Source organism: Pseudonocardia xinjiangensis, from assembly GCF_012911925.1.
GTDB classification, from domain to species: Bacteria; Actinomycetota; Actinomycetes; order Mycobacteriales; family Pseudonocardiaceae; genus Pseudonocardia; species Pseudonocardia xinjiangensis.
On the sequence record NZ_JAAXKY010000048.1, the window covers coordinates 27509 to 45392 of the forward strand.

Annotated in this window: 16 protein-coding genes, 1 tRNA gene, 3 pseudogenes and 1 CRISPR repeat array; of the genes and pseudogenes, 12 read left to right on the top strand and 8 right to left on the bottom strand. The window is 70.5% G+C overall.

Going from position 1 to position 17884, the window contains the following annotated elements:
* Positions 1 to 46 precede the first annotated feature (46 nt).
* Positions 47 to 703, top strand: coding sequence for a response regulator (locus tag HF577_RS16265; protein WP_169396701.1), 657 nt, complete (start codon positions 47 to 49; stop codon positions 701 to 703).
* Between the two features lie 48 nt (positions 704 to 751).
* The gene (locus tag HF577_RS16270) at positions 752 to 1909 is read left to right on the top strand and encodes a sensor histidine kinase (RefSeq protein WP_169396702.1); all 1158 of its coding nucleotides are present in this window, start codon (positions 752 to 754) and stop codon (positions 1907 to 1909) included.
* 6 nt (positions 1910 to 1915) lie between these two features.
* Here HF577_RS16270 and HF577_RS38420 read toward each other — a convergent pair whose 3' ends face one another.
* Positions 1916 to 2368 (bottom strand): MarR family winged helix-turn-helix transcriptional regulator, encoded by a 453-nt coding sequence (locus HF577_RS38420; RefSeq protein WP_211174365.1) that lies wholly within the window; start codon positions 2366 to 2368, stop codon positions 1916 to 1918.
* A 146-nt stretch (positions 2369 to 2514) separates the two neighbouring features.
* On the opposite strand from HF577_RS38420, the gene HF577_RS16280 reads away from it, so the two are divergent.
* The 5 genes from HF577_RS16280 (at position 2515) to HF577_RS16300 (ending at position 6544) form a co-directional block, all read left to right on the top strand.
* Complete coding sequence (locus HF577_RS16280) at positions 2515 to 3576, top strand: substrate-binding domain-containing protein (protein ID WP_169396703.1); 1062 nt, start codon at positions 2515 to 2517, stop codon at positions 3574 to 3576.
* 59 nt (positions 3577 to 3635) lie between these two features.
* Positions 3636 to 3920, top strand: coding sequence for an FmdB family zinc ribbon protein (locus tag HF577_RS16285; RefSeq protein WP_169396704.1), 285 nt, complete (start codon positions 3636 to 3638; stop codon positions 3918 to 3920).
* A gap of 47 nt (positions 3921 to 3967) precedes the next feature.
* A complete protein-coding gene (gene fmdA / locus HF577_RS16290) occupies positions 3968 to 5215 on the top strand; it encodes a formamidase (RefSeq protein ID WP_169396705.1) in 1248 nt (415 codons plus the stop codon).
* Positions 5212 to 6252 carry an alpha/beta fold hydrolase gene (locus HF577_RS16295; protein WP_169396706.1) on the top strand — a complete coding sequence of 347 codons (1041 nt, stop codon included), beginning with the start codon at positions 5212 to 5214 and terminating at the stop codon, positions 6250 to 6252. The genes fmdA and HF577_RS16295 overlap by 4 nt, the downstream gene beginning before the upstream one ends.
* A gap of 218 nt (positions 6253 to 6470) precedes the next feature.
* Positions 6471 to 6544, top strand: a tRNA-Pro gene (locus HF577_RS16300).
* 50 nt (positions 6545 to 6594) lie between these two features.
* Here the strand turns inward: HF577_RS16300 and HF577_RS16305 are convergent.
* From HF577_RS16305 to HF577_RS16330, 7 genes and pseudogenes are all read right to left on the bottom strand, one after another.
* Positions 6595 to 7845 (bottom strand): site-specific integrase, encoded by a 1251-nt coding sequence (locus tag HF577_RS16305; RefSeq protein ID WP_169396707.1) that lies wholly within the window; start codon positions 7843 to 7845, stop codon positions 6595 to 6597.
* The gene (locus HF577_RS16310; protein WP_246266443.1) at positions 7842 to 8093 is read right to left on the bottom strand and encodes an excisionase family DNA-binding protein; all 252 of its coding nucleotides are present in this window, start codon (positions 8091 to 8093) and stop codon (positions 7842 to 7844) included. Before HF577_RS16310 ends, HF577_RS16305 begins: the two co-directional genes overlap by 4 nt.
* Before the next feature lie 569 nt (positions 8094 to 8662).
* Positions 8663 to 8848: pseudogene (locus HF577_RS40175) on the bottom strand (nucleotidyltransferase family protein); the annotation flags it as partial.
* A 137-nt stretch (positions 8849 to 8985) separates the two neighbouring features.
* Positions 8986 to 9180: pseudogene (locus HF577_RS40180) on the bottom strand (nucleotidyltransferase family protein); the annotation flags it as partial.
* Positions 9181 to 9271: 91 nt separating this feature from the next.
* Positions 9272 to 10780, bottom strand: coding sequence for a serine hydrolase domain-containing protein (locus HF577_RS16320; RefSeq protein WP_211174367.1), 1509 nt, complete (start codon positions 10778 to 10780; stop codon positions 9272 to 9274).
* Positions 10781 to 11029: 249 nt separating this feature from the next.
* Positions 11030 to 12517, bottom strand: coding sequence for a tyrosine-type recombinase/integrase (locus HF577_RS39740; RefSeq protein WP_312859169.1), 1488 nt, complete (start codon positions 12515 to 12517; stop codon positions 11030 to 11032).
* Positions 12518 to 13047: 530 nt separating this feature from the next.
* Positions 13048 to 13893 carry a phosphotransferase gene (locus HF577_RS16330; protein ID WP_312859170.1) on the bottom strand — a complete coding sequence of 282 codons (846 nt, stop codon included), beginning with the start codon at positions 13891 to 13893 and terminating at the stop codon, positions 13048 to 13050.
* 87 nt (positions 13894 to 13980) lie between these two features.
* Between HF577_RS16330 and HF577_RS40185 the strand changes: the two are divergent.
* From HF577_RS40185 to HF577_RS16350, 5 genes and pseudogenes are all read left to right on the top strand, one after another.
* Positions 13981 to 14184: pseudogene (locus HF577_RS40185) on the top strand (ATP-dependent DNA ligase); the annotation flags it as partial.
* 137 nt (positions 14185 to 14321) lie between these two features.
* Complete coding sequence (locus HF577_RS38435; protein WP_246266445.1) at positions 14322 to 14855, top strand: hypothetical protein; 534 nt, start codon at positions 14322 to 14324, stop codon at positions 14853 to 14855.
* 325 nt (positions 14856 to 15180) lie between these two features.
* A complete protein-coding gene (locus HF577_RS16340; protein ID WP_169396710.1) occupies positions 15181 to 15777 on the top strand; it encodes a ParB N-terminal domain-containing protein in 597 nt (198 codons plus the stop codon).
* Between the two features lie 43 nt (positions 15778 to 15820).
* Positions 15821 to 16578: direct repeats of the CRISPR family, unit length 28 nt; unit sequence GGACCACCCCCGCGTCCGCGGGGCGCAC.
* A gap of 668 nt (positions 16579 to 17246) precedes the next feature.
* Positions 17247 to 17711 (top strand): AMP-binding protein, encoded by a 465-nt coding sequence (locus HF577_RS16345; RefSeq protein ID WP_169396711.1) that lies wholly within the window; start codon positions 17247 to 17249, stop codon positions 17709 to 17711.
* Between the two features lie 20 nt (positions 17712 to 17731).
* Positions 17732 to 17884, top strand: a 153-nt coding sequence (locus HF577_RS16350) for a transposase (RefSeq protein WP_169396712.1), incomplete at its 3' end; no start/stop codon positions are given.

Genomic DNA, 17884 nt, shown 5'->3' on the forward strand with positions numbered 1-17884 from the left:
AGGCACGGATGGGTTGTCCTGTGCTCCTCCGGTTACGCTCGGCCACATGGCGGTCGACGTGGGGCGCGGACCGGGGCCCGTACGTGTGGTTCTCGCCGATGACGAGCCGCTGATGCTGGCCGGCCTGCGCACCGTCCTCGAGGCGAGTGGCGCGGTCCGGGTCGTCGGAGTGGCCGGGGACGGCGCCTCGCTGCTCGCCGCCGTCGACGCGTACCGACCGGACGTGGTGCTGGCCGACGTCCAGATGCCCGGCACCGACGGGCTCACCGCGCTGCGGATCCTGCGGTCGCGTCCCGACGCCCCGGCTGCCGCGGTGCTCACCACGTTCGACCTCGACGACTACGTGGCCGAGGCGCTGCGTATCGGGGTGCAGGGCTTCCTGCTCAAGGACACCGACCCCGATGCGCTCGTCCGGGCGGTGCGTGACCTCGCCGCGGGTGGGGCCGTGCTCGATCCGCGCATCACCGCCCGCCTGCTCCCGCATCTCGCCACGGGCTGGGCCCCGCAGCCCGCCGGCCTGACGCTGCGCGAGCAGCAGGTGCTGCGCGGCCTCGCGGCCGGCGATTCGAACGCCGCCATCGCGTCCCGGCTCGGGCTGGCCGAGGCCACGGTCAAGAAGTACGTGTCAGCGCTGCTGATCAAGCTGGGCGCGGACAACCGGGTGCAGGTCGCGCTGTTGGCGAAGAGCTGGGGGCTCGTCTGAGGAGCGGCCGGGGAAGCGTGTGACGGGGGACCGATCGGGGGGAGTCGGATGGTGAGCGGGAAGCGGCTGCGCGGCCTCGGGACGGAGCTCGCGGCCGTGCTGGTCCCGGCGGTTGCGGTCCTGTGGGCGCAGCCGCCGTTCTCGTGGTCCGTGGTCTCGGCCCTGGTGGCCTGCGGGCTGCTGCCGTTGCGTCACATCTGGCCCCCGCTCGCCGTCCTGGGCGCGCTGTGGGGTCTCGCAGGCGGCCTCGGCTGGCCCGCCACCCTGGTCGCGCTCTACACGCTCGGCAGGCGCGCCGGCCGCGCCTACGCCACGGCGCCGTGGCTGGTGCCGCCGGTCGTCGCGGCCGTCACGCCGGTACTGCTGACGCAGGCACTGCCCTGGCAGCGGATCGTGCTGACCGTGGCGTTCGTGGCGCTGTACGCCATCGCACCCACCTCGCTGGGCCTGCTCATGTCCACCCGGGAACGGCTGACGGAGAGCCTGAACGACCTCGAACATGCCCGCGAGGAGGCGCTGGCGGCCTCGCAGGAAGCCGCGCGGGCGCAGGAACGGGCCCGGATCGGCCGGGAGATCCACGACGCCGTCGGGCACCACGCCACGCTGATCGCGGTCGGAGCGGCGGCGATCGCCGCCTCCACCAAGGAGGACGAGACGCGCCACGGAGCCGAGCAGCTCCGCACACTGGCGAAGCGGGCGCTGGCGGAGATGCGCGTCGCGCTCGGACTGCTCGACGGGCGCGAGCACGCCGCCGGGCTCACCGAGATCGCGGCGCTGGTGGCCGGTTCGCGGGCCGCGGGTGTCGACGTCGAGCTGCTGCCGAGCGGGACGCCCACCGAGGTCGGTCCCGCCGTCGGGCGTGCCGTGTACCGCGTGGTGCAGGAGTCGCTCACCAACGCGGCCCGCCACTCGCCGGGCTCCGCGGTTCGCGTCGAGCTGCAGTGGCAGCCGCAGGAGCTGCAGGTACGCGTGCGCAACACGGCCCCGGCGCGCCCGGTTCGCGCGCGGCGCGACACGGTGGGCGGCGGCGGAGCCGGCCTGACCGGCCTGGCCGAACGGGTCGCGTCGGTGGGTGGGCAGCTGTCGTGGGGCCCGATGGCCGGCGGGGGGTTCGCCGTGCGGGCGATCTTCCCGCTGCGCCACGAGCCCGTGGCGCTGCCGCCCGCTGCCGAGCCGTCCCGTGCGGAGGAGACGGCGGCCCCGTAGCCGGAGTCAGCCGGGCGAGGCGCGGAGGCGTTCCAGGAGCTCCACGAGCCGGGCGGCGTCCTGGGTGCCCAGCTCGTCCGCCAGCTCGTCCCCCACGCGGGTCACGGCCGGCGCGAGCCGCTCGTACCGGGCCCGACCGTGGTCGGACAGGAACACCAGCACGCGACGGCGGTCGGTCTCGTCGGGCCGCCGGTACACCAGCGCCCGTTCCACCAGCCGGTCGACGATCTTGGTGAGGGTGGGGGCCGGCACCATCGCGTGGCTCGCGATCTCGGTCATCGGATGGCCCGCGCCGTCGCTGAGCAGGGTGAGCACCCGCCACTGGTCGAGCGTGGGGCCGTCCGGGCCGAGGGCCGCCTCCATCCGGCGGGAGGCCTGGTGAGCCACCTGGTTCAGCAGCTCCGGCAGTACGGGCGCGAGCGCGGCGGGTTGCGCCGCGGGCGCTCGGAAAGCAGTCACGTCATCCTCCTTCGGCGCGTGACGCCGGAGCCGACATCGTAAACACTGTCCTCGGCACGGGCACCGTCACCGGCAGGACGTCACAGCAGAGCAGACCGAGCAGGAATCACCTCGACACCGGACACCGTGCGGGACCGGGGGTGGGCATGGCACGCGACACGCTGGAGGTCGCCTTCGTGGTGCCGCGCAGCGGCCCCGCGGCGATCGTCGGGCCGTCCTGCGAGGCGTGCGGCCTGCTGGCCGTCGACGAGGTGAACGCAGGCGGCGGCATGCTCGGGCGGGAGGTGCGGCTGCGGGTCGTCGACGGCGGACGGGCGCCCCGCGCGGTGGCCGGGGAGATCGACGGGCTGCTCAGCGCCGGCGCGGTGGAGGCGGTCACCGGCTGGCACATCTCGGCGGTCCGCCAGCAGGTCGCGCCGATCGTGTCCGGCCGCGCCCCCTACGTCTACAGCCCCCTCTACGAGGGTGGCGAGCGGACCCCGGGCGTCTACCTGGCGGGGGAGACCCCCGACCGGCAACTGCTGCCCGCGCTGCGCTGGATGGCGGGTGAGCTGGGCGTGCGGACGTGGTGCGTGGTCGGGGACGACTACGTGTGGCCGCTCGCGTCGGCCGCGGTGGCCCGCCACTACGCACGCCGCCGCACGGACATCCGGATCCTCGACGAGGTCTTCGTGCCACTGGGCACCCTGGACTTCGCGGCCGCGGTGCACCGCGTGGAGCGCAGCGGTGCCGACGGTGTGCTGATGCTGCTGGTCGGCTCCGACGCGGTGCGGTTCAACCGGGCGTTCGCCGCCGCGGGGCTCGACAGCGCCTGCGTGCGGCTCAGCCCGCTCATGGAGGAGAACATGGTGTTCGCCACAGGCGCCGCCGCTACCCATGATCTCTACGCCGCGTCCGGCTACTTCGAGGCGCTGCCCACGTCGTCCGGACTCGACTTCTCCCGCCGCTACGCCGCCCGCTTCGGCGTGCAGGCTCCGGTGCCCGGATCGCTCGGCGAATCCTGTTACGAGGGCGTGACGTTGCTGGCGAGGATGGCCGAGAGGGCGGGCAGCCTCGGGTCCGACGAGCTCGCCGCCGCCGCCGAGACCCTCGCCTACGACAGTCCGCGGGGGAGCGTCCGAATGGCGGGCAACCACCTGCTGCAGAGCGTGTACCTGGCCAGGGCCGACGGGCTCGGCCTGGACGTCGTCGCCCAGCTCACGCCTTGACGGGTACTACTCATCAAAATAGTTTCATCTGACAGTTTCGGTTCTTCAGGAGGTGACGAGTGCCGACCTACGGATACCGGTGCCCCGCGGGGGACACCTTCGACCTCGTCCGGCCGATGGCCGAAGCCGGAGAGCCCGCCCGGTGCCCGGACTGCGGGGAACCCGCGCGCCGGGTCTTCGGCGGCCCCGCCCTGCGCAGCCTCGACCCGGCGGTGCGCCGAGCCCTCGACGCCGGCGCGCGCAGCGCCGACTCGCCCGACGTCGTGACGTCCCTACCCGGACGGTCCCGGCGCGCCACGCCGGTCACCAAAGATCCGCGCCACGCCCGCCTTCCCCGGCCCTGACGCGCCACCCGCACCGCCTGCTCCGTACCCCCTTCTGGAGGTCCCTCATGCCCGACGTCGTCTTCTCCGTCGACCAGGCCAAGTCCATGCGCGACCAGGCCGTGCCCGGACACAACCGCTGGCACCCCGACATCCCGCCGGCGGTCTCCGTGCGGCCCGGCCAGTCGATCCGGGTGGAGTGCCGCGAGTGGACCGACAACCAGATCGGCAACAACGACTCCGCCAACGACGTGCGCGACGTCGACCTGACCAGGGCGCACATGCTCTCGGGTCCCATCCACGTCGAAGGCGCCGAACCGGGTGACCTGCTCGTCGTCGACATCCTGGATCTCGGCCCCGTCCCCCAGGAGGTCGGCGAGGCCCCCGGCCAGGGCTGGGGATACACCGGGATCTTCGCCAAGGCCAACGGCGGCGGCTTCCTCACCGACACCTTCCCCGACGCTTACAAGGCGATCTGGGACTTCTCCGGGCAGAAGGCCACCTCCCGGCACATCCCCGGCGTCGAGTTCACCGGCATCACCCACCCCGGCCTCTTCGGCACCGCGCCGTCGGCCGAGCTGCTGGCCCGCTGGAACAACCGCGAGCGCGCGCTCATCGCCACCGACCCCGACCGCGTCCCGCCGCTGGCCCTGCCGCCGCTGGAGGAGTCCACCCTCGGCGGCACGGCCACCGGCGACACCCTGGCCGCCATCGCCCGCGACGGCGCCCGCACGGTCCCGGCCCGCGAGAACGGCGGCAACCACGACATCAAGAACTTCACCCGCGGCTCGCGCGTCTTCTACCCGGTGCACGTCCCCGGCGCGCTGTTCTCCGGCGGCGACCTGCACTTCAGCCAGGGCGACGGCGAGATCACGTTCTGCGGCGCGATCGAGATGGGCGGCTTCATCGACTTCCACGTCGACCTGATCAAGGGCGGTATGGAGACCTACGGCGTGACGACCAACCCGATCCTCATGCCGGGCAACGTCGAGCCGCGCTACTCGGAGTTCGTGACGTTCATCGGGATCGGCGTCGACCACACGACCGACACCCAGCTCTACAACGACGCCACCGTCGCCTACCGCAACGCGTGCCTCAACGCCGTCGAGTACCTGAAGAAGTTCGGCTACTCCGGCGAGCAGGCCTACCTGCTGCTCGGGGCCGCACCCATCGAGGGCCGCGTGAGCGGGGTGGTGGACATCCCGAACGCCTGCTGCTCGCTCTACCTGCCCACGGCGATCTTCGACTTCGACATCCGGCCGTCCGCCTCCGGTCCCGTCACGACGGACCGGGGGAGCTGCGCGGTGTCGTCATGACCGGCCGGGAGGCGCCGTACGACGTCCACGAGATCCCGGACTTCACCCTCGAGTGCGGCGCGACGCTGCGCCCGGCCAAGGTGGCCTACCAGACGTACGGCACGCTGAACGCGGCGAAGGACAACGCGATCGTCTACCCGACCTGGTACTCGGGGCGGCACTGGGACAACGAGTGGCTGATCGGCGAGGGCATGGCGCTCGACCCGGACCGCTGGTTCATCATCGTGCCGAACATGCTGGGCAACGGCCTGAGCTCGTCGGCGTCGAACACGCCGGCGCCGTGGGACCGGAGCCGCTTCCCGCCGATCACGGTGCGCGACAACGTGACGTCGCAGCACCGCCTCGTCACCGAGGTGTTCGGGATCGAGACGCTCCCGCTCGTGCTCGGCTGGTCGATGGGCGCGGGGCAGAGCTACCAGTGGGCGGTGAGCTACCCGGACATGGTGCAGCGGATCCTGCCGTTCTGCGGCTCGCCCCGGACGGCCCCGCACAACCAGGTGTTCCTCGACTCGCTGGCCCACGCCCTCCGCGCCGACGCCGCGTTCGCCGAGGGCCTGTACGCGCCGGACGCCCTGCCCGCCCGTGGCCTGCGGGCGTTCGCCCGGGTCTACGCCGGCTGGGGCTTCTCGCAGGCCTTCTACTACGACGAGGTCTGGCGCGAGCTCGGGCACACCTCCCTCGAGGACTTCATCGTCGACTTCTGGGAGGGCATCTTCGTCGTCGACAAGGATCCCAACGACCTGCTGACGATGCTCGACACCTGGTGGCACGGCGACGTCGGCACCACCCCGGGCTTCTCCTCCACCGAGGAGGCGCTGGCCTCCATCCGGGCCCGCGCGCTCGTCATGCCGGCCGAGAAGGACCTCTACTTCCCGCCCGAGGACGAGAAGTGGGCCGTCTCGCAGATGCCGAACGCGGAGCTGCGCGTGATCCCCGGCGTGTGGGGCCACTTCGCCGGTGGTGGCGTCAATCCGGTCGACACGGCCTTCATCGACCAAGGAGTGTCGGAGTTGCTGGGCCGGCCCTCGGGCATCTGAGCTACCCATCGGTACCCACCAAGGTCGCCCCCGCTGGGCGACCGAGGGCGGTAGTGCGCCGGGCCCGTGCGGCACAGACTGGCCGGGTCGTGATCCCCGGCGCACCGGGGTGACCGACGGGAAAGTGCGGACTACCGGGCCAGTTGGGGGGAGCCACGACCGGCCGGTGGGGGCCGATCGGCCATGCGGTAGGCTGATCTCGCTCCTTCGGGGGCGGCCGGGACGTGGCGCAGCTTGGTAGCGCACTTGACTGGGGGTCAAGGGGTCGCAGGTTCAAATCCTGTCGTCCCGACGGCATGATGGGCGGTTCCCTTTCGTCGGGGGAGCCGCCCATCAGCATTTCTACCTGCGAAAATGCTGTGTAGGTGGGGTCGCTGCCGGCTTTGGACTGAAGCCGGGCGCGGCTGGCTTTCGATCATGGTTTCTTGCTGAGTGACTATGTGAGTGACTGTCGGGCTCGTTGTGGGGGAACAGGTCGTCCATCGCGGTGGTGCCCTCGTCGAGCACGGCCTGCAGCTGATGGCGGTAGACCCGCTCGGTGACCGCGGTGCCGCTGTGCCCGACCAGGCGGGAGATGTCCTCGATCCGGACTCCTGACGCCGAGAGCAGGGACACGAAACTGTGGCGGAGTTCGCGGGGTGTCCAGGCTGTGGGGTCAAGGCTGGTGGTGGCGATCACGCGGCGGAACGACCGACGCACGTTGTGGGCGTCGAGTGGGGTGGCGTTGGCGGTGGCGAACACCAGTGCGTCGGGTGGTGGTGGCTCTGGCAAGCGGTCGCGGTGGCGGCGCAGGGCATCCACGCAGCGTTGCGGCATCGCGAGTCGCCGGCGTGATGTGACGGTCTTGGTGTCGCCGCCGGCGCGGACGGAGCGGTAGACCGCCACTGAGGGGGGTATCGGCGGGCTGGCGTCCGGACGCCCCTCGAGGTCGACCTCGCGCCAGTGCAGCGCGCGCAGTTCTTCGGTTCGGGCGCCGGTCAGCAGCGACATCACGATGTACGCGTGGAGGGGCGAATCCTCCGCTGCGGCCAGGACAGCTTCGGCTTGCTCGAAGGTCAGCGACTTCGACGGCCGCCCCTGGATCCCGGTTGGTACATCGCACAGGGACACCACGTTCCGCTTCACCTTGTCGCGTGCCATCGCGTGTCGCATCGTGCGGTTGAGCAGCGAGTGCATGAGCCGGAGCGTGCGCGTGCTGACCCTGCGAGATTCCGCGCTCAACCAACGGTCGACATCGTCCGCCGAGAGGTCGCGGAGCCGGCGTGCCCCGAGCGGCGCAATGATGTGCGTCTCGGCGATGGTGTGGTAATTCGCGGTCGTGCTCTCCGATCGGCCCACAAGTCCGAACGCGAGCCAGTCCCGCACGGCGGCGGCGACGGTGTAGTTCTGAGCTCCCGTGACGGAGAGGCCGTCCTCCTGCTCGCGGAGGATGGTGCGGAGCTTGTTCTTGGCATCCGTCTTGGTGTGGCCACTGGCCTTACGTGTGATTCGCTTGCCGCGGGAGTCGAACCCGAGGCTGGCTGTTGCGATCCATCGCTGCCGTTGCTCATCCCAGTGCAGCCCGCCCTCGCCCCGGCCTCGACGAGATGTCATGACGCCGCGCCGAAGCCATTGGCATCGGCCTCTCGTTCGAGAAGCGCAACGTATTCGGTGATCGCGGAGGCCGGGATCAGGCGCGTCCGTCCTTCGCGCACCGATCGAAGTCGCCCGCTCCGGAGGAGCTCGTATATTACGCTGCGGCCCAGCGACAGCAGGTCCATTGCCTCGCTGACTCGGTAAAGTTCCTTCTGACTCATTTCCGCGCCTTCGGCGGTGCTCAAACGGCGCTCGTTTGCCTTCATCGATTTCTCCAGCAGGTACGATGGACGGAGCAGGGAAAGTCGCCCATTAGCCTGCCGACGCGAGTGCTCGCCACGTGGTCTGTTCGTGGCTATCTGGTGGTGGCTCGCAGCCTTCACGAGGCCGAAGCATGGTCGCTGTGACCACGCATCGGTACTAGCGTTGATCAACTGTGGATAACTGTCGTCAAACCACCTGGGAGGGCGCTGGCATCGAAGGTGCCGTGGCGAGCCCGCATCTCGGCGCGCGGATCAGAAGGAACTGCAGACGTAGAGCAACCGGTTAGCCACCGCCGTGACCACAGCCGGTCCGGCAGCTCGAACCCACTGTGACCTGCTTACTGTCCCTGAATGGGCGAAGGGGTGGCATAGCGGGTGTCGAGTACCCGATGCGCCCGATGATCGCGGTGCCGGCACTGCGGCTCCCGACGAGCCACCCTGTCGGTTGGCCCGTGGAACCGAAATGGACGGTTTCCTTAACTGAACTCCACGATCGGGTGAGCCTGGTCGTGTGCCGCCTTCGATGCATCGCTCCTGGTTCGCCGGGCTCACGCCCGGTCCGTGACCGACCCTCACGGCTCCAAGACGATTACGCTGGGCCAGCGTTCAACGGGACGCTGGCGGGCAAGTCGCGCTCGCGGGACTGCGCCGGTGACCCGCGTGGGGTTTCGACGCCAGACACCTTCAAGCAGGTCGGCGACGCCGTGCGGGGCGCAGACGTCGATGCCGTCCGATGTACTTCGGACTGCAACAGCGGTGGCGGTCTCCGGTTAGGTCGCAACGGCATCGTGGACGGTGGTGAGCGGCTCCACGGGCGGGCCCCCGAAGTACTGGTGGTGCCAGGTGTGAACTGCGGCCTGATTGGTGGCTTCCCAGCAAGATCCTGGGCCAAGGTGCGCAGCCTTTGTTCTGCCGTCTCATCACGTCGCCGACCCAGGTCGGAGCGGTCGTGGAACGCGACGTCGATGTCGCGGACGACGCTGGGGTCAAAACCGCCGTTGAGTTGGCCCCAAATGATGTCGCGGAGAACTCCAGCGCCGGCCCAAGCGTCGGGCAATCCGCTGCGTTCGATTACGTGCAGAACACGCATCACCCATGGCTCCTGCCGGAGCCGCCGGATCAGCTCGTCGGCCAGGGCAGGATCGACGCCGGGGCATGCGTGCAGTGCAGTGTGAGATCACCTACGCGAGGTCGGGCTGTGTCATCAGCGGCGACGTCACGTGCCGTTCCAGGCTGGGGCCGGTCAGGGGCACGGTGCTCCACGTCGCCACCGCTGTCTGCGCCTCGGCGTCGACCACCAGCCGCACCCGGTGCGGGGTGGTGATGACGTAGAGCTCGGCGACGAACGTGCTGCCCTGCCAGGCGCCGGCCGCGACGACGGGGCGCCCGAGCGGCGAGCTCTCCCGCCATCGGCCGTGGCCTGCCTCGATGTCGAGGCACGACCCGAGTCGCAGGAGCCAGCCACCATCGACGGGATCGACGACCACCCTGGTCCCGTCGGGCAGTGCCGAACCCTCGGCGGAGGCGTCGAGTCTCGCCGTGACCGAACGGCCCGGCTCGGCCGAACCCGACACGGGCGCGAAGGACAGCCGGCGCAGCCGCTCGGCGAGGAGCTCGTCGTCCCGGGTGCCGTCCCCCCCGGCGTCACCCGCCCCGTTCACGCCGGGTAGCAGGCACTCCCAGATGGCGTCGTGCACGACCTGTGCCGGCGAGTCCTCGTTCGGGTGGCCGCTGGTCACGGCGACCACGAGATCGTGCGACGGGACGACCACGCATTGCTGGCCGAAGGACCCGTTTCCGTGGTAGCCGTGCCGCGACATCCAGAACTGGTACCCGTAACCGCACAGGAAGTCGGGGTTTCCGGCTCCGTCCGCGGGAGGCAGCGTCTCGACGTGCCGCCTGGTCGCGAGCTCCACCCATTCGCGCGGAACGAGCTGCCGCTCGCCCCAACGGCCGCCGCGCAGCAGCAGCTCGCCAAACGCGGCGACGGCCTCGGTCGTGAGGTGCAGCCCGTGGAACCCGAAGGCGGCACCGCTGGCCACCCGGTCCCACTCGGCGTGGTCGACACCCATCGGCGTGAAGAGACGCTCGTCGAGGAACTCCGGCAGGCCGCGGCCCGTGACCCGTTCCACCATCCGGGCCAGGACGAAGGTGGTCGAGTTGTCGTAGGTGTGCCGTGTTCCCTCGGCCTCGGGAAACGGTACGCGCAGGAAGCCCTTGACGAGGTCGCCCGGTTCCAGTTGCCAGGCCCCGTCGAGGCTGTCCGCGTCGTGTCCGGCCGTCATGGACAGCAGGTGGTGGACGGTGATGCGGCGTCCCTGCTCGGAGATGTCAGCCGGAACGTGGTCGGGCAGTACGTCCACCATCCGGTCGTCCAGCGAGAGCAGCCCGTCGGCGATCGCCAGCCCGACGGCGACCGAGGTGAACGATTTGGTCAGCGAGTAGAGCAGGTGTGGGCGTTCGGCCGAGTACGGCGCCCACCAGCCTTCGGCGAGGACGTGACCGTGGCGTACCACCATGATGGAGTGGCATTCGATGGATTGCGCTTCGAGCCGGTCCAGCAGCGCGGCGACCGCGCGGGACGACACCCCCACGGCGGCCGGTGTCGTCCGCGGCAACAGGGCACGCTGAGAAGGCATCCCCGGCATCCCGGAAACGATCGCGCAGCCCGGCAGCTCGTCGCTCGTCATGCGCGCGATCATGTCGATCACACTGTCCAATCGCCAGGCAGCTCGGCGACGAACGGCAGCGGCCCCGCCGGAGACGGCAACTCGGCAGGCGCGAACGGTTTGTGATCGTCGGCGCTGATCACCCGGTCAGTTGCCGGCTCTGCATCCTCAACTGACCTCCGCCGCGGAGGGTGTGCGTCCGGCTTCGGCTTCTGCGCGTCGGCGGCGGAGGTGGGTGAGGCTTTCCTCGAGGGCGGCGAACTCGCCGAGCTAGACGTTGTCGCGGGCCTCGGCGAGTCGGGCTTCGGCGTTGGTCGTCATCTCCTCGATGCGTCCGAGTTGGGCGGAGTCGACGCGGAGGAAGCGGCAGCGGGTGCAGGCGTGTTCGTGGACGCAGGGGGTGCCGTAGGGACGGTGGCAGTCGCCGAGGGCGACCTTGCGGAGCAGGAAGTGCTGTTCGAACTCGGCCCACTCGTCGCCGGTGGCGGTGCGCTGCTCGGCGCTGTGGCGCAGTGCGCGGCGGCGTTCGACGAGCGCTTCGTGGGCGGCGATGAGGTGTTCGGGGAACACGGTGGTGTAGCCGCGGGTGGTGTCGAGGCTGAGGTGGCCGAGCAGCGAGGCGGCGATGTGCAGCGGGAGGCCGGCGCCGACGAGCTCGGTGGTGAACAGGCGACGGAAGTCGTGCGGGGTGAACCGGACCGGTTCGCCGTTGTCGGTGAGGCCGGCCCAGTCGGCGGTGACACCGAGCAGGGTGCGGACGGCGAACATGGAGATGACCTCGTGGCGGGTGCCGCGGCGGCGGGCGAACAGGTGCGGCAGCGGCTGGCCGTGGGTCTTCTCGTGGGGGTCGTAGCGGACCGAGAGCGGGACGTGCGCGGTGCCGTTCTTGGCGCGCCGTTGGACGGCGAGCAGGACGGTGACCAGCAAGGGACTCATGGGGATGAGCCGTTCGGCGTCGGTCTTGAACGGAACGATGTGCAGCAGTGGGACCAGCGTGTTTGTCGATGCCGGGGTGTAGTGGCGCAGCGAGAGCTGGGTGAGTTCGAGGAGTTCCTCGATCCGGATGCCGGTGTGGCGCAGGGTCTCGACGAGGCCCCAGGCCCAGAACGCGTCCTGTTCGAGCATGGTGATGTTCGCGCGGCCGCCGTGGAGTGGGACGGCGCGGGCTCCGGGCTCGGTGTGGAGGACTTCGGCCCAGAGCTGGGAGGCCTTCTGAACCTCGTAGTGGCTGCGGGGGTGCGGCCGGGAGCGGGCGAAGGTGACGCCGTCGACGACGAATTGCTCGCCTTCCGGGGTGGCTTGGGCAGATTCCAGCAGGCGCTTGCCCCAGTCGCGGCGGGCCTCGCCAGCGGCGACGAACGCGGGAAGCAGCGGGGTGAGCACGCGGGTCCGGGCCTGCATCCGTGCCTTGCGCCGGCGCTGGTCGGTCGCGGCGGCCCGGGACTCAGTTCTCGGGATCGGACATGGCGCGACCCAGATGCCCCAGCGGACGGGGTCGTGGTGGGACCACTCGGCGAGGTCGCGGTAGAGACCTCGGATCGCGAGCAGGGTGGAATGCAGCTCCCCGCGTGGCCGCCCGTCGGTGGTGACGGCGAACCGCTCCCTCCAGCGCGTGGCGGTCTGAGGGGCGATGCGTAGGTCGGTCTGGTCGGGGTTGATCTGCAGGATCCCCCACCAGAACAGGCGGACCAGCCGGTAGGCCAGCCCCTGCAGGGAGCCGTAGTCCATGCCCGGTTTGAGCTCGCCGAGGTAGTCCACCAGCAGATCCCGGACCCCGCTCGGCGGGATGGGGTGAGGTGTTCGGTGTCGGGAAAGGCCACCCGCCAGCGCAGGCCCGTCTCCCGCGACTCGACCCGTCCGACTTGGCCGGCGACCACCATCCGGCCAGCGTTGCGGTGCCGCGGGTTGCCCAGCGCCAGACGCGCCGGTTCTCGCCCGATACTCCCTGGATGGGTGGCGCGGGCACGCTACTGCGAGGATCGAGTTGCGCATCAGGCCGTCGATCTGCCGTTCTGGCGGCGAGTCGCCGGATCAACGGTGGGGTTCAGCGGCTCCTGCCTTCGCAACGTCGCACCCCAGCCCGACCAGCTCCCTCTGATCAGATCAGCTCAGTGAGCGGCGGCACCGCAGGCCCAGTCGCGGGCCCAATCGCGGGCGTATGCCGCGGATCTACTCATGGAATCGGGTGAGACGCTCTCTCAGGACCCGGTCGAGCGCCGCCCGTCCCGCCGGACCCCACGCCGGCTTGCCGCCGGGCAGGCCGCGGTCCCCGTTCTGACCCATCAGCATCAGGAGAGGCTCTTCAGCGCGGCCAGCCCGCGGGCGCGCCGGACCGTCGCCTCATCAGCCTCCGCGTACGCGGCGAAGAAGCGTGCGGCCGCGCCCGCCGGCAGCAACACCCAGGCGGCCGCCAGGTCCAACGCCGGGTCGCCGGCGAACAGGTCGCCGAAGTCGACAACGCCCGCCAACGTCCCGTCCGCGACGACAACGTTCGCGGGATGCAGGTCGCCGTGCACCCACACCGGCGGACCCTCCCACGCGGGGGCCGCGACGGCGTCGTCCCAGACGGCCCGGACGTCGGCAGCGTTGGAGCCGATCGCGTCAGCGCCAACGGAGTCGAAGAAGTGGTTGAAGCCGTTCGTGGAGTCCTTGGGATGCGCGCCGCGGCCATCCCTAGCAACCGGTGCATCGGCGGGCGGTGCCACATGCGGCGCCCGGAGGAACGCCGCCAAGGTGTCGGCCGCGTCCTCGCCGCGGGTGATCGACCCCTGGTCCAGAGGCAGGCCGGCCACCCACGTCATGACCGTCCACATCTTGGGGAAACGCTCGGAGGGCGCACCACTCCGCACCGGGACAGGGATCGGCAGCGGCAGGCGCGGGGCGAGCAACGGCAACCACCGGCGCTCGTTGAGCTGGTGATCGGGGTCGATGTCCATGCGCTGGATCCGCACGGCCAACTCGTCCCCGAGGCGCCACATCTGGTTGCCCCAGCCGCCCTCCACCTCGCGGAGGGGCAGCTCGGCCAGGTCCGGATGCTGGTCCCGCAACAGGTCACGGACAAGACCCGCGGTGATCTCGCTCTCGATCCCGATCATGCCGTCCAACGAGGCCACCCACCCGGCAACACCAACCACGCGGCGACCATCACCGCCGAACCGGACTCAGCCTAAGGTCGGAGTTCAGTCAACTATTCGCTTATTCGCTGCCTCGCCTACCGCGGCATGGATCGGGTCGCGCTGCAGTCGCGTCAGCAGCGCCCGCTGGGTCGGTACTTTCCCGAGATCGTCTGTGCCGTCAGCGAGTTGGACGTCGATGTGGTGCTGGATGGTGAGCTGGTTCTCTGGCACGAGGGCCGGATGGACTTCGCCGCGCTGCAAGGGCGGCTGCACCCTGCCGATTCGCGAGCTCGGGAACTGTCCCTCGCCATGCCGGCGTCCTATGTGGTGTTCGACGTCCTCGCCCTCGACGGCAAGGCAATCGTTACCGGCCCTACAGCGTGCGCCGGGCACTGCTCGAGGAGCTCCTCACCCGCCGGCTCCCGCATGGCCTGGTCCTCATGCCGATGTCGACCGAGCCAGCCGTCGCGCGGGCGTGGCTGCTCAACCACTCCGACGCCGGCATCGAGGGCGTCGTGGCGAAACGGCTCGACCACGTCTACCGGCCGGGCGGCAGGATGTGGCGGAAGGTCCGTACCCGTTTCACCGCGGAAGCCGTTGTCGGCGGTGTGTTGGGCACGCTGGTACAGCCTGAGGCGCTCATCGTCGGTCGGACTGATTATCGTGGCCGGCTGCGGGTTGCCGGCCGGACCAGCCCGTTGCCCCGCGCTGCCCGCGACGACATCGCCGCGGTTCTGACCGCCCCCGGTACCGAGCATCCGTGGCCCCCGGCCATTGCCTCCAGCCGGTTCGGGCAGCGCCCCAGCGAACCGGTGACCTACGTTCAGGTCGCACCGACGACCGTCGTGGAGCTCGATGTCGACACGGCGTTCGAGGATCATCGGTGGCGCCACCCGCCCAGGTTCATCCGCGTCCGGCGGGACCTGTGGCCGAGCGACGTGTCCATCGCTCCACCTGTGTCCCGATCCTCGTCTGCGTAGCGCTGAGTACCTCGCGCGGTGCTGCGGCTGATTCGGCAGCGGCTGCGTCCCGTGGTGTCAGGTCGGTGGTCCTTGCGGGTGGGCCGACGCAGTGTGGCAGCGCCGCCCGATCTAGTGGCCGATGAACCCTGGCCGGCCTGCGCCGGGTGAACCCGCAGCTTGGCCCGACCAGTCGGATCTGCGTTGTCGAGTGCTGGTCCACGCCGGGCAGGCCAGCCCGGAACCCCCGGCCGACCGGGCGGGCGCTGCCTGCCGGGTGCGTCCCACACCGGGACCAACCGCCGCCGCCCCGCAGGGCACGCGGCCACTACGAAGGAGCCTGTCCATGACCGACGATCACCAGTACGACGAAAACGAGGCGACCGCCGACGTCAGGGCCGAGCACGACGGCGGCGCGGCGGTCCCTGGCGCTCCGCTCGGGGAGCTGCTGCAGGTCGATCCACGTCAGCTGATCATCGGCGCGAACGTCCGCGGCACTGTGGTCCTTGACCGGGAGTTCGTGCGGTCGATCCGTGACCGGGGTGTCCGAGAGCCGATCCAGGTCCGCCGCCGCGCCGATGGGGCTTTGGTGGTGCGGAAGGGGAAGCGTCGCACCTTGGGTGCGATCGAGGCCGGCCAGGCGCTGGTGCGGGTCCTGGTCGACCCGGAGGTTGATCCGGCTGAGGAGGACGGCGCTGGGCAGATCGAGCGGATCGAACATCCCGCTTCGGGGCAGTGTGGGCATGCTCGGCGCGCACCACGCTGCGCGTGGGCTGCTCGTCGAGATCTGCCGCCACACCGGCGCGGAGCCGTTGGGCCTGCATTATCACGAGGTCGCACATCGCCGTGGATGGCTCACCGTGGTGACCGCGCTCGCCGGGAGCAACGGCAGTTTCCTGCTCGTGACGACCCGCAGCTTCAGCGACTGGCGCCGGACCGGTGATGACGGCTGGCGTATCTGCATCAACGGGCAGGACCAGGACTTGAGACCACCCGCGCGTCCGCGGGGCGCACCTAGGATCGATGTTCCCGGTGAAGACACCGCGGGACCACCCCCGCGTCCGCGGGGCGCACCGGGAAGTACAGCTACGACACCCCCGGAGCCGGGGACCACCCCCGCGTCCGCGGGGCGCACCTGACGGGGACGCTGCTCTCGTCCTGGGGCCGAGGACCACCCCCGCGTCCGCGGGGCGCACCCGCCGGTGACCATGCCGTGCTGGGGGCCGGTGGGACCACCCCCGCGTCCGCGGGGCACACCGCCTGACCCCGCTCGTGATTCTTGTCCGCACGGGACCACCCCCGCGTCCGCGGGGCGCACTCGCCGCTGGTGCCGCCGCGATCTTTGGGACTTGGACCACCCCCGCGTCCGCGGGGCGCACGCACTACCGAGGACGTGATGAGCGAGCGACTGGGGACCACCCCCGCGTCCGCGGGGCGCACAGGGTCCCGCTGGCCGAGAGCGCCACGGAGGCGGGACCACCCCCGCGTCCTCGGGGCGCACGACGACCCGGACGCAGCCATGGTCATCGCCCCGGGACCACCCCGCGTCCGCGGGGCGCACTCATCGACTACCGGGACCGTATCGCCGCCTCCGGGACCACCCCCGCGTCCGCGGGGCGCACATCTGCAGGATCGACACGAGCGCCGGCCCGAGGGGACCACCCCCGCGTCCGCGGGGCGCACATCACCGACAGAGCCGCCCACACCGACGAGGTGGGGCCACCCCCGCGTCCGCGGGGCGCACACTTGTTGAGCTGCTGGTTCTCGCGAGCGTTGAGCGAATTTAGATCGACTTACCGCCCCTCGGAACCGCTGTCGGCGGTTTGCGCTGCTCCAGCCCTGGGTTGGCCCGGATGTTCTGCCGGGGCGGAGGTTGTTGCTGTTGGGTCGGAGCACGAAGGGCGAGGCTTCGACCTCGACGGATGTCCACCCGTGGTGGTGGATCTTGGAATAGAGGCCTTTTCGGTGTCGGCCGCGTAGACGATGATCACTCGTCTGCTTTGGCTATTCCACGGTGTGGATCCAGAGCAGCCGCCGGCGCAGGCTGACGCTTTGCCGAGGAAGACTCCCGTGGAGACCTCCAGTAAACAGGGGTGAGAGCGGCGTCATGACCCGACGGGGCGGCGTGACGCCTTCCTCGGCGACTGCGGCCCCAGCGACCAGTGCCACGTCGATTGACTCTACCGACCTTACCGCCGCCGTGCGAGACGGTGAAATGATTTGGTGCCACGTGCCCCGACCCGCTCGGCAATAATCGGGCAAAGTGCCAGCAACGCACGCTCGAACCTTTCCGCCCCGATCTCTCCTGGTAGCGTCGCGAGAGCATGCGGGTTCAACGGTATAGGAGCGGGTCGACGTAGCCCGGGCTCCCCGTTCAGTCAGGCGTCAATTCGTCTGAAGAGGAGAGGTGTCGTGGAACTGACCCAGGCCCTTCATCGCGCGGTGCAGCAGATTCCGAACAGACCCGCCACCATCCTCGGCGAGCGCACCCGGACGTGGGCCGAGTCGGCCGATCGAGTAGCGCGCCTGGCCGGTCTCCTGCGGGGGCTTGGCGTTCAGCCCGAGGACCGCGTGGCCATCCTCTCCGCCAATTCGGACATTTACCACGAGTTCATGCTCGCCGCCTGCTGGGCGGGCGCCGCCTTTGTTCCCGTGAACACCCGATGGGCCGTCTCCGAGATTGCGTTCTCCCTCGAGGACTCCGGCACCGGCGTTCTGTTGGTCGACGAGACGTTCGCGCCGCTCGTGAGTGACATCCGTGAGTTGGCCCCGGTCGTGAGCGAGGTCATCGTCGACGGGACCGGGCCGGCGCCGTCGGGTATGCACCACTTGGACGGCCTCGTCGCTAGGGCGTGTCCTCAAAGCGGGTCTGGCTGATCTGGTTTGATCTTGCGCTTGTGGTGCGCAGGCATGAACTCACCGACGAGCAGTGGCGGGAGATCGAGTCGTTGCTGCCGCCCTCGGGTGTGGCGGGCCGTCCGCGGGTGGATGACCGGCGGGTGATCAACGGGATGTTGTACAAGGCCAAGACCGGGGTGGCGTGGCGGGAT